Genomic DNA, 12,482 nt, shown 5'->3' on the forward strand with positions numbered 1-12,482 from the left:
CGTGGGGCCCATATGCCAATGTCCTGATTTTCATGGCGTTGTTCTGGATGCTCTTTGAGTTTTCGACCACGGTCGCCAACTCGCCGGGGGTGAAGTTCAGCGAGGCACCACTGGGCCCTGAGAGCAAGATCAAACCAGCGAACGCCAGCGCAATACCCAGGCTCGGCATCAATCCTGGACGTCGGCCTAATACTAGCCATTGCAGCAACGGCACGAAAGGTACATACAGGGCAGTAATAAATGCGGACTGACTGCTTGGGATAGTCTGTAAGCCAATGGTTTGCAGGCCATAACCGAGCATGATCGCGATGCCGATAAATACGCCGGCCTTGAATTCAAAGAAGGTCAGGTCACGTAAGATACGCAGCGAAAACACCGCGACGATGGAAGACGCCGCAGCAAACCGCAGGCCGACAAAAAACAGTGGCCCACTGGACGTCAGTGCATATTGCACCATCAAAAAAGTACCGCCCCAAATCACGGTAATCAGGATTAATACAGCTTCTGCTTTACTGATGCGAGGCGTCAGGCGGATGGACTTCACGTTTTTCACCAGGTGTTTGGCGCGTGCGTGCGACAAGATAAGACGCGTACTGCGCCGAAAGTGAGCAGTATACTGCGCAAGCCCCATTGAGCGAGCAATATAGTGCACAAAGACATTTCCCATAGAGCGCCGGTGCTGCAACACGTCAGCCAGAACGTGCGCCGTCTACGCAATGCAGCGGACCTCAGCCAGAGCGCTTTGGCGGAGAAGTCGGGGGTCAGCCGGCGTATGCTGGTGGCCATCGAAGCTGGCGAGAAAAATGTCAGCCTGGCCACTCTTGATCGAGTGGCCGACGCGTTGGATGTGGCCTTCAGTGATCTGATCCAGGCCCCTGACGTGCGTGACTCCAGCCGAATCAATGAAGTGGCTTGGGCCGGTTTGATTTCTGGCAGCAAAGCCGTGCTGCTGGCCAAGGCGGTGGCCAAGCGTGAAGTGGAGTTGTGGGAGTTTTGCCTGCAACCCGGCGAAGTCTATTCTTCTGAAGCTGACCCTGAGGGTTGGAGCGAGCAGGTGTACGTCTTCGAGGGGTGTCTGAGCGTTAGCCTGGGAGACGACATTCGGCGCATTGAAAGCGGCGAATTCCTTATGTTCGCCAGCAATCAGGTGCATACCTACCGCAATGATGGCAGCCTTATCGTGCGCTTCGTCCGCAACGTCGTGCTATGAGTAATTCATCGAAGGAACCGTATTGAATGAAGCAGTCAGGGGTTACGCCCACGTCGCAACATGAGCAGGCAAATCGCGCCGTTCGTACCGCCGATATCCTGATCGTCGGGGGTGGTTTGAGCGGAAGTATGCTGGCTGTTCAATTGCTTCGGCTCCCTGGCAAACGCCACATCCTCATCGTTGAAACCCGCAGTGAGCTGGGGCGAGGCGAGGCTTACAGCGCCACGGAATCGGGCCACACCCTGAACGGCAATGCCGCGCGCATGAGCGTCGAACCGGACAATCCTGACGATCTGACCCGCTGGCTGGATCGCTACATCAACGCGGGGGGCTGGCCCGAGTCTGCCGAGCAGCAAGTGCCCGTGGCTGAGCTTTTTCCACCGCGAGGCGTTTTCGGACTGTATGTGCAACAGCGATTGGCTGAAGCCCAAGCCTTGGGTGCAACCTATGGATCGAGTTTTGAGCACGTGCACGAAGAGGCGGTCGATCTGCAAAGCAGCGACTTCGGCGTGCGCATCACGCTAAAGAACGGTAAGCAGTTGCAAGGCAAGTTTGGCGTCTTGGCCACCGGAATGTTTCCTGCCGCCCGCACACCGCAACGTGAATCCAGTGGGCTCAATGCCACCGCTGTTGATCCATGGGATGTGCGCAGCATGAGGCAGCTCGACCCGCAGGCTAAAGTGTTGATCATTGGCGCAGGTCTGACCATGGTCGATGCCGTTGTGTCCCTGCAACGGGCCGGGCATCGCGGCCCGATTGAGGTCTTTTCCCGCCACGGTTTGCTACCGCATGTGCGTCGTCAGCCTCCCGCGTGGGGGGATTTTTTGGCTGAGGACCACAGTATCCGCAGCACTCGACAGTTGCTGCGCAAGGTTCGCGAACAATGCGAGTTAGCCATTGCGCAAGGGATTGATTGGCAAGCGCCGTTAGACACGGTGCGTGTTCATATTGGCCGTTTATGGAATCAGGCCAGCGACGTGCAGCGCCGGCAGTTTGTGCGCCACGTCCGGCCTTGGTGGGAAAGTCATCACCACCGGTCCCCGCCTCTGGGTGCTGAGTTACTGGCCAAGCGAGTGAAAGAGGGGCGGCTGAGTATTCACGCCGCTTCGTATCAAGGGTTGGAAGTATTGCCGACCGGGCAAGTACAGATACGCGTCCGGCGACGAGGCGAGACTGAACCGTCTTATGTCATCGGCGACGCGTTGATAAATTCCAGCGGTATTGAATACGATTGGCGTCGAGTGGACCGACCGTTGCCAAAACAATTGTTGGCAAGGGGATTGATTCGGCCGGGGCCTTTGGCGCTGGGCATCGCCGCCCACGCCAGCGGTGGATTGCTCGATGCGCACGGCAACGTCTCCAAGCGTCTGTTTGCCATGGGGCCGCCACTGCGCGGAATGTGGTGGGAAAGCACTGCGGTGACCGATGTCGCCAGCCAAGCCAAGGCCTTGGCGGAGCTATTGGCTTCACAGCGTTAATAAGGTCAGGGGAATAAGAAACGCCGCTCAGCGATGAAACCGAGCGGCGTTACGTTCACGGTGCGGTTCAGTCCGAAGTGGACCTCAGCACTTAGCGAATGCTATCGATGCTGCCTTTGTTGCCGGTAACTTTGACATTGACCTTCTTGAATACGATGTAGTCTTCAACGGTTACTTCATAGCGCGGTGCGACGATCAGGTCGGAACCGGAGCTTTTTACCGCTTTGTAAGCTGCGGCGGCTTTGACTGCCGAGATTGGATCAGGCAAGCCGATTGCCGAACCGCCCGCGCCGCCGTAGGTAACGCCATCCGCGAACTGAGTGTCGCCGCCGACGCTCAACCAGCCAAACAGGATGTTGGTGGACGATTCACCGGAGATTTGCTCGCCGACTTTTACGTTCGCTTTCAAGTCAGCGGTGACCGCACCCGAGATAGGGGCGGAAGGCTGGCTCATGTTATAGCTCACGCAACCGCTGGTCGTGGCGATCAACGTGGCAACGGCGGCAGAGAGGTATAATTTTTTCATTCGAGAGTAACTCCTGATGGTTTAGTGCTTGGCAAATAAGCCGGCGCAACCATAACCAGAGTTCTTTCAGGAAGATGTCAGACGCTTCCTATTCGGTCGAGGGGTATCTAACCGTTTCTTGTCAGCCAATTCGCTCAATACTCATCGGTCGTTGTTTTTTCCCCGCCTATGCTGGGTAAAACGGCCACAGAGAGCGGTTATCCCGTCCGTTTTTTTCTAGCTGAAACTTAGGTATGTCCCAAGTGTTCGTTGTTGATTTCGCTTGACCGCAAACCCTAGATCGACAACTGAAGAAACCGCTCTTCTTGAGCGCTTTCGTTTGCCCGGCGTTTGTTGACTGCCAGCTCACCGATTTTAATCAGCCGGGTGCGCGTGATGTTGCGGCTCAAACCCAGCAAGTTGGCGGTGTGCACTTGGTTGTAATGGCTGAAGCGGTAGGCCGCCCGCAGCAACGTGTCTTCGACCTTTTCATGCAGGGCCACCGCTTGCTCTTCGAACAGGGCCTGAAACGCCCGCGCCATTAAGCCTTCCGCAGAGTCGTCGGCGGTAGTGCTGTCTTCCTGACGTTCGATACGCATGTTCGACAGGCGCAAATCGTCACGTTGGATGATGCCGTCGCGACAAATAAGCAGCGTATGGTGGATCACGTTTTCCAGCTCGCGGATATTGCCCGGCCAACTGTAGGTTTTTAGCTTCTGTTCTGCTTCCGCGCTCATTGCGATCTGGCCATAACCCAAGCGGCGGCTGTAGACGTCAATGAAGTGTCGGGTCAACGGCAGGATATCCCCAGGCCGATCGCGCAACGGGCTCAGTTCCAGGCTGACGACGTCCAGTCGGTAATACAAATCTTCACGAAAGTGTCCTGCGTTGATTGCTCGTTCCAATTGCACGTTGGTCGCCGCGAGTACCCGTACATCAATCGGGGTGCTTTTGCGTGACCCTAGACGCACGACCTCGCGCTCTTGCAATACCCGCAGCAGTTTTACCTGAATGGGCATGGGTAGATCGCCGATCTCGTCTAGAAACAGAGTGCCGCCGTTGGCCTCTTCGAACCAGCCAGCCTTTGCGCTCAGGGCTCCGGTGAAGGCGCCTTTTTCGTGACCGAACAACTCAGCCTCGACCAGCGACTCGGAGAACGCGCCGCAGTTGACGGCCACGAATGGGCGATCGCGTCGTGCGCTGAGGTTATGAATATGCCGCGCTACCAGTTCCTTGCCGGTGCCGGTCTCGCCAATGATCAGCACACTGGCCTCACTGGGCGCGACCTGCTGCACGTGCGCCAACAGCGCCCGGGATTTTGGGTCCTCAAAGACTTGGGCAGTGGCGCGGATCGAAGTGGCCAGCGCGGGCGACGGAGGTAAGGTCAGAAGCTGCATAAGCATCACTTTTTGGGTTAGATCGCGCGTTAAATGCAATCCCTGTAGGAGCTACCGAAGGCTGCGATAAAGCCGTAAATCGATTCTCGATTGATCGCAGACTTCGGCAGCTCCTACAGGGGAGCAGTGTTAATCAGGCATGGGCCTTGGTCGGCAATACATCGTTGGCGATCATCTCGCCGAACGGCCCGGTCAGGTTGGTGATGCCGTGTCCGGCCAGGCTGGCGTAGGGCTCCGGCAACAAAGGGAACACCAGCTCGGCAAAGCGGTACGCTTCTTCAAGGTGCGGATAGCCAGAGAAAATGAAGCTCTCGATACCCAAGTCCGCGTATTCCTTGATGCGTGCCGCGACTTCTTGTTGATTGCCCACCAACGCAGTCCCCGCGCCGCCTCGTACCAAGCCAACACCGGCCCACAGGTTTGGAGCGATTTCCAGGTTGTCGCGGCGACCATCGTGCAAGGCGGCCATGCGCCGTTGGCCTTCGGAGTCGAAACGCGAAAAGGATTTTTGCGCCGAGGCGATGGTCTCGTCACTGATGTGTTCGATCAACGTGTCGGCGGCTTTCCAGGCTTCTTCACTGGTCTCGCGCACGATCACATGCAGACGAATACCGAAACGCACGGTGCGGCCTTTGCGCGCTGCCCGTTCACGCACGTCGGCGATCTTTTCGGCCACTGCCGCTGGGGGCTCGCCCCACGTTAGATAAACGTCGACCTGATCGGCTGCCAACTCGTGCGCCGCTTCTGAAGACCCACCGAAATACAGTGGAGGGTAGGGCTTTTGGATCGGTGGATACAGCGCCTTGGCGTTCTGCACGCGCAGGTGTTTGCCTTCGAAGTCGACGGATTCGCCTTGCAGCACCCGACGCCAAATCTGCAAAAACTCGTCGGTGACTTCGTAGCGTTCGCTATGGTCGAGAAAGCTGCCGTCGCCACGGTTTTCGTCTGGATCGCCACCGGTCACCACGTTAATCAACAGTCTGCCACCGGACAGTCGATCCAACGTTGCGGCCATACGCGCCGACACCGTGGGCGAGATGATTCCCGGACGAATCGCCACCAGATACCGCAAGCGCTCAGTCAACGGCACCAACGCCGAGGCGATCACCCACGAGTCTTCGCATGAGCGGCCGGTTGGGATCAGTACCCCGTGATAACCGAGGCTGTCTGCGGCCTGGGCCACTTGTTTCAGGTAATTCAAGGTGACGGGGCGGGCGCCTTTAGTGGTGCCCAGGTAGTGGCCGTCGCCGTGGGTGGGGAGGAACCAGAAAACGTCCATGACAAATCCTTCAAAGGAAAAAGGTCAGCAAAAATGTGCGCAGCGCGGTGAGGCCGCTGTTGAATAACTGTTGCTGGGTGAACAAAAGGTCAGTTAGTTATAAAGCCTTGGATTTATTCCGTAAAAGAACCTAAACCTATATTTTTAGATCATTTGTATATATAGGGGGCAAAGCTATCGCGGATGCTCAATGGAACCGGTGCTATTCTTGCCACCCGCACCATTCCTGCCTTGGTCCACTCTCAAAAGAAGCTGCATGAACGCTAAAAAAGAAGTCGCACCGCTGCCGGAAGACTTACGGGTTTTCTTGACCGTCATTCGCAAGGCTGGGTTTGCCGCCGCCGCAGATGAACTGGGCTTGTCCCCGGCGTATGTCAGCAAGCGCATACAGATTCTTGAAAGCACCTTGGCCACTCGCTTGTTGCACCGCACCAGCCGCCGCGTTGCGTTAACCGAAGACGGTGAACGGGTTCAGCGTTGGGCGGTGCGGATCCTTGAAGACTTTCAGTTGCTGCACGATGAATTGTCCGAAGCTCACGCTGAGCCACGCGGTCGTTTGCACCTGTGCAGCAGCTTTGGCTTCGGGCGCAATCATGTGGCGCCGGCCATTTCGCAACTGGCCGAACGTTATCCACAGCTGGAAATTCGTCTGGACCTGTTCGACCGAGTGGTGGACATCATCAGCGAAGGCTTCGATCTGGAGATTCGCGTTGGGGATGACATTCCCGGGCAACACATTGGTCGGCGCTTGGTGACTAATCGCCGCGTGTTGTGCGCCGCCCCCGACTATTTGGATCGACGTGGCACGCCGCAGGCATTGGCCGATCTTGAAGCGCACGATTGCCTGGTGTTGAAGGAGCGCGACGGCACTTTTGGCCTGTGGCAACTGGAGCGCGAAGGCACCCACGAAAGCGTACGTGTCAGTGGACCGTTGTCGTCCAACAGCGGGGAGATTGTGTTGCAGTGGGCATTGGATGGGCGTGGGGTTTTGCTGCGTTCATTGTGGGACGTGCGACCGTTGCTGGAGCAGGGGCGGTTGGTGCAAGTGCTGCATGATTACACCCAGAGCGCCAATGTCTGGGCGGTTTACCCAACGCGGCTGGCGAACTCGGGCAAGCTGCGGGCCTGCGTCGAGTTCCTCCAGGAACACTTCCATCAGCTGTCGCTTTGAGTGTTAGCTCAGCCAAGGATTGGCGTGCAGGTGGCGTTGTTCAAACTCGCGAATCTGTGCGCTGCGTTGCAACGTACTGCCGATAGCATCAAGCCCGAGCAGCAAAGCGTCTTTACGCAAGGCGTCGATCTGGAACGCAATGATGTTGCCGTCGTGCAGACGAATTTCCTGGGCGTCCAAATCAACTTCAATTTCAGCACCTTGGGCCTGGCTTACGGTGCGGCCCAAGGCTTGAACCTGCGCCTCTTCCAAAGAAATGATCAGCACCCCGTTGCGCTGGCAGTTGTCGTAAAAGATTCCGGCGAAACTGCTACCGATCAGTGCCCGGATACCCATCTGCTTCAGGCCCCAGACCGCATGTTCACGGCTGGAACCGCAGCCGAAATTCGGCCCGGTGACCATGAACTTCGCGCCTTGCCAAGGTGGCTGGTTAAGGATGAATTCCGGGTTGGGCTCGCCTGACGCTAAAAAACGCAGGTCGAAGAACAAACCCCGATCCAACCCGTTACGGTCGATGCCCTTGAGGAATTGCTTGGGCATGATCACGTCGGTGTCGATATTGGCTGCAAGCATCGGCGCGGCGGTGCCGCTGACAGTGGTAAATGGTTGCATGTTCATTCCCTCAAGCGCGGCCGTCGAAACGGCGTACGTCAGTCAATCGTCCAGTGATCGCGGCAGCTGCGACCATGGCCGGGCTCATCAAGTGCGTGCGTGCACCTGCACCTTGGCGGCCTTCGAAGTTGCGGTTGGTGCTGGACGCGCAACGGTCGCCGGGGGCGAGCACGTCATCATTCATCGCCAGGCACATGGAGCAACCTGACTGACGCCACTCAAAACCGGCGTCGATGAAGATCGCTGCCAGCCCTTCGGCTTCGGCTTGGTCGCGCACAGCGGTGGAGCCGGGAACAATCATCGCTCGGACATGATCGGCGACCTTGTTGCCGCGAACGACGCTGGCGGCATCGCGCAGGTCCTCGATTCGCGCATTGGTGCAGGAACCGATAAACGCGTGGCTGATGACGATGTCACTCAGCGGCGTACCGGCTTCCAGGCCCATGTACTTCAAGGCTCGGACCATGTCCTGGCGCAGAATCAGGTCACTGATGGTTGCGGGGTCTGGGACCGTCGAGCCTATGGCTGCGGCCTGGTCCGGGCTGGTGCCCCAGGTGACCATGGGTTCGAGGTCGTTTGAATTCAGATAGATTTCGCTGTCGAAATGGGCGCCAGGGTCAGTGTGCAATTGGCGCCACGTCGCGACTGCGCGGTCCCACAGTTCACCTTTCGGCGCGCGCGGTTTGCTCTTCAGGTAATCAAATACTTTGTCATCGGGCGCCATGAACGCACCGCGCGCGCCGGCTTCGACGGCCATGTTACAGATGGTCATGCGTGCTTCGACGCTCAGGGCATCAATGGTCGAACCGGCGAACTCGATGGCGTAACCCGTAGCTCCGGATGCGCCTATTTTTCCGATCAACGCCATGATCACGTCTTTGGACGTGATGCCAGAGGCAAGGTCGCCCTCGACGGTGACGCGCATGCTTTTCAGGCGTTTGTAGACCAGGGTTTGTGAGGCCAGCAGGTGCTCGATTTCAGAAGTGCCGATGCCGAAACCGAACGCACCCAACGCCCCGTAAGTGGTGGTGTGGCTGTCGCCCGCGGCGATGACCATGCCCGGCAGGATGAAACCCTGCTCCGGCGCGATGACGTGTTCGATGCCTTGGCGTTTGTCGAGTACGTTGAACAGTTCGATGCCGAATTTTTCGCAGTTCTGTTCGAGGTAGGAGACCTGCAACGCGCCGCCTTCGTCAGCCATGGCCGCTACGCGCACCGGCGCAGTCGGGTTCACATGATCGACCACCGCCAGCGCCGTGGATGGACGCCACACCTCGCGGCCGGCTTCGCGCAAGCCGCTGAATGCTTGCGGGCTGGTGTATTCATTGATGACCTGACGGTCGATGTAGAGCAGGACATGGCCTTGGTCATCGAGGTTGCACACCGTATGCGAGTCAATGTGCTTGTCGTATAAGGTTCTTGTTTGGGTCATCGTGGCGCTCGCTGATAGAGGTTTTCGCGAGGCTGTCGGCAGGCTCGACAGACTTCTGGACCCATCATAAGCGTGGCAGTGTGGCTATCAATGGCAAGACAGTGAAGACATCGACCATGGATCGTGTTTGATCGATGTGAGTCGCAGGCAGGTAATAAAGGCGCCCTGCGGTTCTGCTGTTTGATAAGCAACGTCAAAGGCCGGCAGCTTCAAGGCGAGTGCAGCATATCGCCTCTGTAGGAGCTAACTTGTTGGCGAAGTGGTGGGTGGCGCTGGTTTTGGTGTGTATATCCATTATTTATGGTTTTACGGGGTCGGGTAATGCACAGGCAGGATGTAAGAGCTGCCGAAGGCTTCGATCCGAAGGACCTTCGCCAACAAGTTGGCTCCTACAGATGGTGGGCCGACCAAAGATCCCGTGTGAATTGAGTATCAAATTGCGCAGAGAAGCTCCATAAAACCATGCGGCCGAATGCAGTTGAGCACGAAGGGCGCAATGACTATATTACGACTGCTACGCAGCCGATCGCGGGCAAGCGCGCTCCTACAGGTTGTTTGCTGCGCGGTAGCGCGGCGTCGGAGGCGGAGTGGAATCTTCCGTGACGATCTCTATCGGGCACAGAAATTTAAAATGCTTGACTACTATGGCCTGCACACCGACCACAGGAGCCATGCTGTAATACAGCGCTTCGAAAAGGTAAATGGAATTCACTTCATGGCCGTACAACGTATTCGCCCCCTCGCGCTTTGCGTCTTTCACCGCGACGGAAAGATTCTGGTCAACGAATTCTACGACGCGATCAAAAAAGAAAGGTTCTTCCGTCCCATCGGCGGCGGCATCGAGTTTGGTGAAACCAGTGCTCAAGCGATAATTCGGGAAGTGCAAGAAGAACTCGGACTGCCCATCACCAACATTCGTTTGATCGGTACACTTGAAAGCATCTTCATATACAACGGCAATCCAGGCCACGAGATTGTACAGGTGTATGACGCACAATTTGAGGACGTGGGTGTGTACGAGCTACTGTACTTAAATGGTCAAGAGAGCGACGGTTCTGCGTTCACCGTGCGTTGGCATGAAATCTCAAGCTTCACCAGCAAGTCGCCCTTGGTTCCTGACGGGCTCTATGAATTGCTGAAAAAAGCAGCCCTACTCGCTTGAGCTGACAAGCCAGCTCTATAAAGCCTGAGTATTACCCGGATGCTGGTGCTGCCTGATTTGCCGCATTCGTTGGAAAGCCACACAGTTTCATCTCCGGCCAGCACAAGGTTTAGTTTGGTTTTGATCTTGATGTTGGCTCTAAAACAGCTGGCCCGCAGGGCCTTCATCCAAGACCAAAGCTTGCGCTATCAGCCAACTCTCCATCGCGCCCCAATCAAAGCTCGCCGGTCAAAAACTGCGCCCGGCCGTGGCCGAAACTCCAATCCGAATCGCTGTTGATCACGATGGAAATCATCACGTCGCTGGGATCAATGCCGCAGTGCTCTTGCAGTTCGCGGCACAGCAACTCGTAGAACTTGACCTTGGACGCTTCGCTACGCGGTCGGCTGGTGACGCTGAACAACGCCACGTCACGGGTTCGTGGAATATCCAGGCCGGTGTCTTCGACAATCATGCGGCTGGCGGGATGCTCGTTGACGATTTGGTAACGGTCGCGTTGGGGAACGTCGAAGGCTTCGACCATTGCCCGGTGCGCGGCATCCAGCAATATTTTGACTTCAGCGTCGCTGCGGCCTTCTACGATGTCGATCCTGATCAGTGGCATGTTGAATATCTCGTTCAAGGGGAGAGAGTCGGCTGCCAACACGGCAGCTCATGGAGGGAACGTTAAGCCTTTGCTTTGTTCATGACGAGATGCAAATATCGAATTCATTGTTTTTAAATGAGAACAATCCAGCATGCAAAAAGCTGAAATAGAAGGTTTGTGGACCCACGTGTACTGGTTGTCGATCCTGGCAGAGCAGGGCACCTACACAGCTGCCGCGATCCGCTTGGGCGTGAGCAAGTCAGCAGTCAGCCAGCGCATTGTCGAACTGGAAAAAGCCACGGGTTTGAGTCTGGTTCAACGCACTACCCGCAGCGTGCGGTTGACCGATGCCGGGCAAGCGTTGGTGCGGGATGTGGGCGGCGCCTATGAGCAAATCGCGCGCAGTTTCTCCGAGGTGCGTGACTCGGCCGGCGTTGCGCGCGGCCTGCTGCGGATTACCGCGCCGGTAGCGTTCGCCCGGCAGCAACTGGTGCCGCATCTGGCAGGGTTTCTCGCTGAGTATCCTGAAGTGCGGGTGCAGTTGGACGTGTCGGACCACATCAGCTCCATCGCCTCGGAAGGCTACGATCTGGCGATTCGACACAGTCAGCAGATCCCCGATACCCACGTTGCCTGGAAGCTATGCGCGACCCGCTCGGTGTTGGTAGCGACCCGTGCTTACCTTGAGCGCTTCGGCAACCCGCAGCATCCCGAAGACCTGCTCACGCACAACTGCCTGTACTACCCGAGAGGTGCAGACACACCGGCCTGGACCTTCGAAGGGTTGCCACGCAAACAGGTCGACAGCAATCGCCTGACCGTACCAATTAAAGGCTCCTTCGCCACCAACAACAGCGAGGCACTGCGCGATGCCGCACTGACTCATCTAGGCATCGCGCTGCTGCCGGATTTCAGCGCTCAGGCCGGGCTGATAGACGGGCGCTTGATTCAGGTGTTGCCGAAGTGGAAATTGACCGGCGCCTTCCCCGAGGAAATCAACATGGTGCGCCCTTATTCCGCCCAGGTGCCCAAAGCGGTGAGTGCGTTTGTGGGGTATCTCAAGGCGCGATTTTCTGAGGGTTTTGGCTGGACGAACTGAGCTGTTTGCGCTTTCTGCCAAGCTCGCGCAGGTACACCACCAGGCTGTACAGCAACGGCACGAAGAACAGCGTCAGTACCGTGGCGGAGAGCATGCCGCCAAACACGCTGGTGCCAATAGCTCTCTGGCTGGCCGAACCGGGGCCGGTGGCCAACATCAACGGCAGTACACCGAACATGAACGCCAACGAGGTCATGACGATGGGCCGCAGGCGCATGCGCGCCGCATCAATCACCGCCTGACGAATGGATTCACCTTGTTTATGCAGGGTTTCCGCCACCTCAATGATCAGAATGGCATTCTTCCCGGACAGCCCAATGATGGTGATCATGCCGACTTTGAAATACAGGTCGTCGGGCATGCCGCGTAGTGTTGTTGCCAGCAGTGCGCCGATGACCCCCAACGGAATGGCAAGAATGACCGCCAGCGGCATCGACCAGCTTTCATACAGCGCCGCCAGGCACAGGAACACCACGATCAGCGACACGCCATACAGGATCGGAGCCTGACCGCCCGCCAGACGCTCCTGATAGGAGGTGCCCGACCAGGCA

Annotated in this window: 13 protein-coding genes; 5 read left to right on the forward strand and 8 right to left on the reverse strand. The window is 57.3% G+C overall.

The features are described 5' to 3' along the window. Positions 1 to 553 (reverse strand): DMT family transporter (locus M0974_RS17765; protein ID WP_297839534.1); only part of this gene is annotated, 553 nt, incomplete at its 3' end. Between the two features lie 93 nt (positions 554 to 646). Between M0974_RS17765 and M0974_RS17770 the strand changes: the two genes are divergently transcribed. Together M0974_RS17770 and M0974_RS17775 are read left to right on the forward strand one after the other, a co-directional pair. Continuing rightward, positions 647 to 1,210, forward strand: a complete 564-nt coding sequence (locus M0974_RS17770; protein ID WP_297839502.1) for a helix-turn-helix domain-containing protein — start codon at positions 647 to 649, stop codon at positions 1,208 to 1,210. A 26-nt stretch (positions 1,211 to 1,236) separates the two neighbouring features. Next, complete coding sequence (locus tag M0974_RS17775) at positions 1,237 to 2,688, forward strand: FAD/NAD(P)-binding protein (RefSeq protein ID WP_297839505.1); 1,452 nt, start codon at positions 1,237 to 1,239, stop codon at positions 2,686 to 2,688. 91 nt (positions 2,689 to 2,779) lie between these two features. Here M0974_RS17775 and M0974_RS17780 read toward each other — a convergent pair whose 3' ends face one another. The 3 genes from M0974_RS17780 to ssuD form a co-directional block, all read right to left on the reverse strand. Further along, positions 2,780 to 3,214 carry a hypothetical protein gene (locus M0974_RS17780; RefSeq protein ID WP_297839507.1) on the reverse strand — a complete coding sequence of 145 codons (435 nt, stop codon included), beginning with the start codon at positions 3,212 to 3,214 and terminating at the stop codon, positions 2,780 to 2,782. A gap of 275 nt (positions 3,215 to 3,489) precedes the next feature. Beyond that, complete coding sequence (locus tag M0974_RS17785) at positions 3,490 to 4,590, reverse strand: sigma-54-dependent Fis family transcriptional regulator (protein ID WP_297839510.1); 1,101 nt, start codon at positions 4,588 to 4,590, stop codon at positions 3,490 to 3,492. 133 nt (positions 4,591 to 4,723) lie between these two features. Next, on the reverse strand, positions 4,724 to 5,869 hold the full coding sequence (ssuD, locus tag M0974_RS17790; RefSeq protein ID WP_297839512.1) for an FMNH2-dependent alkanesulfonate monooxygenase: 1,146 nt from the start codon (positions 5,867 to 5,869) through the stop codon (positions 4,724 to 4,726). Between the two features lie 256 nt (positions 5,870 to 6,125). On the opposite strand from ssuD, the gene M0974_RS17795 reads away from it, so the two are divergent. Next, positions 6,126 to 7,040 (forward strand): LysR substrate-binding domain-containing protein, encoded by a 915-nt coding sequence (locus M0974_RS17795; protein ID WP_297839515.1) that lies wholly within the window; start codon positions 6,126 to 6,128, stop codon positions 7,038 to 7,040. Positions 7,041 to 7,043: 3 nt separating this feature from the next. Here the strand turns inward: M0974_RS17795 and leuD are convergent, their stop codons facing one another. Together leuD and leuC are read right to left on the reverse strand one after the other, a co-directional pair. Next, entirely contained in the window at positions 7,044 to 7,658 is a 615-nt protein-coding gene (gene leuD, locus M0974_RS17800; protein ID WP_297839517.1) for a 3-isopropylmalate dehydratase small subunit, read from the reverse strand. Positions 7,659 to 7,662: 4 nt separating this feature from the next. Then, a complete protein-coding gene (gene leuC / locus M0974_RS17805) occupies positions 7,663 to 9,084 on the reverse strand; it encodes a 3-isopropylmalate dehydratase large subunit (RefSeq protein WP_297839520.1) in 1,422 nt (473 codons plus the stop codon). Between the two features lie 715 nt (positions 9,085 to 9,799). On the opposite strand from leuC, the gene M0974_RS17810 reads away from it, so the two are divergent. Continuing rightward, the gene (locus tag M0974_RS17810) at positions 9,800 to 10,246 is read left to right on the forward strand and encodes an NUDIX hydrolase (protein ID WP_297839523.1); all 447 of its coding nucleotides are present in this window, start codon (positions 9,800 to 9,802) and stop codon (positions 10,244 to 10,246) included. Positions 10,247 to 10,460: 214 nt separating this feature from the next. Here M0974_RS17810 and M0974_RS17815 read toward each other — a convergent pair whose 3' ends face one another. Then, positions 10,461 to 10,850, reverse strand: a complete 390-nt coding sequence (locus M0974_RS17815) for a tautomerase family protein (RefSeq protein WP_297839526.1) — start codon at positions 10,848 to 10,850, stop codon at positions 10,461 to 10,463. 133 nt (positions 10,851 to 10,983) lie between these two features. Between M0974_RS17815 and M0974_RS17820 the strand changes: the two genes are divergently transcribed. Continuing rightward, positions 10,984 to 11,931, forward strand: coding sequence for a LysR family transcriptional regulator (locus tag M0974_RS17820; protein WP_297839528.1), 948 nt, complete (start codon positions 10,984 to 10,986; stop codon positions 11,929 to 11,931). On the opposite strand, the gene M0974_RS17825 is transcribed toward M0974_RS17820, so the two are convergent. Next, positions 11,891 to 12,482 (reverse strand): efflux RND transporter permease subunit (locus M0974_RS17825; protein WP_297839532.1); only part of this gene is annotated, 592 nt, incomplete at its 5' end. The two genes, M0974_RS17820 and M0974_RS17825, sit on opposite strands and share 41 nt — an antisense overlap.

Origin of the sequence: Pseudomonas sp. (assembly GCF_026224925.1) — a bacterium.
In the GTDB taxonomy this organism is placed as follows: domain Bacteria; phylum Pseudomonadota; class Gammaproteobacteria; order Pseudomonadales; family Pseudomonadaceae; genus Aquipseudomonas.

Bases quoted from the DNA above. Each gene is read 5' to 3' on its own strand.
- M0974_RS17795 (WP_297839515.1), top strand. From the start codon at position 6,126: ATGAACGCTAAAAAAGAAGTCGCACCGCTGCCGGAAGACTTACGGGTT.
- M0974_RS17775 (WP_297839505.1), top strand. From the start codon at position 1,237: ATGAAGCAGTCAGGGGTTACGCCCACGTCGCAACATGAGCAGGCAAAT.
- M0974_RS17785 (WP_297839510.1), bottom strand. From the start codon at position 4,590: ATGCAGCTTCTGACCTTACCTCCGTCGCCCGCGCTGGCCACTTCGATC.
- M0974_RS17815 (WP_297839526.1), bottom strand. From the start codon at position 10,850: ATGCCACTGATCAGGATCGACATCGTAGAAGGCCGCAGCGACGCTGAA.
- M0974_RS17810 (WP_297839523.1), top strand. From the start codon at position 9,800: ATGGCCGTACAACGTATTCGCCCCCTCGCGCTTTGCGTCTTTCACCGC.
- M0974_RS17780 (WP_297839507.1), bottom strand. From the start codon at position 3,214: ATGAAAAAATTATACCTCTCTGCCGCCGTTGCCACGTTGATCGCCACG.
- leuD (WP_297839517.1), bottom strand. From the start codon at position 7,658: ATGAACATGCAACCATTTACCACTGTCAGCGGCACCGCCGCGCCGATG.
- ssuD (WP_297839512.1), bottom strand. From the start codon at position 5,869: ATGGACGTTTTCTGGTTCCTCCCCACCCACGGCGACGGCCACTACCTG.
- M0974_RS17820 (WP_297839528.1), top strand. From the start codon at position 10,984: ATGCAAAAAGCTGAAATAGAAGGTTTGTGGACCCACGTGTACTGGTTG.
- leuC (WP_297839520.1), bottom strand. From the start codon at position 9,084: ATGACCCAAACAAGAACCTTATACGACAAGCACATTGACTCGCATACG.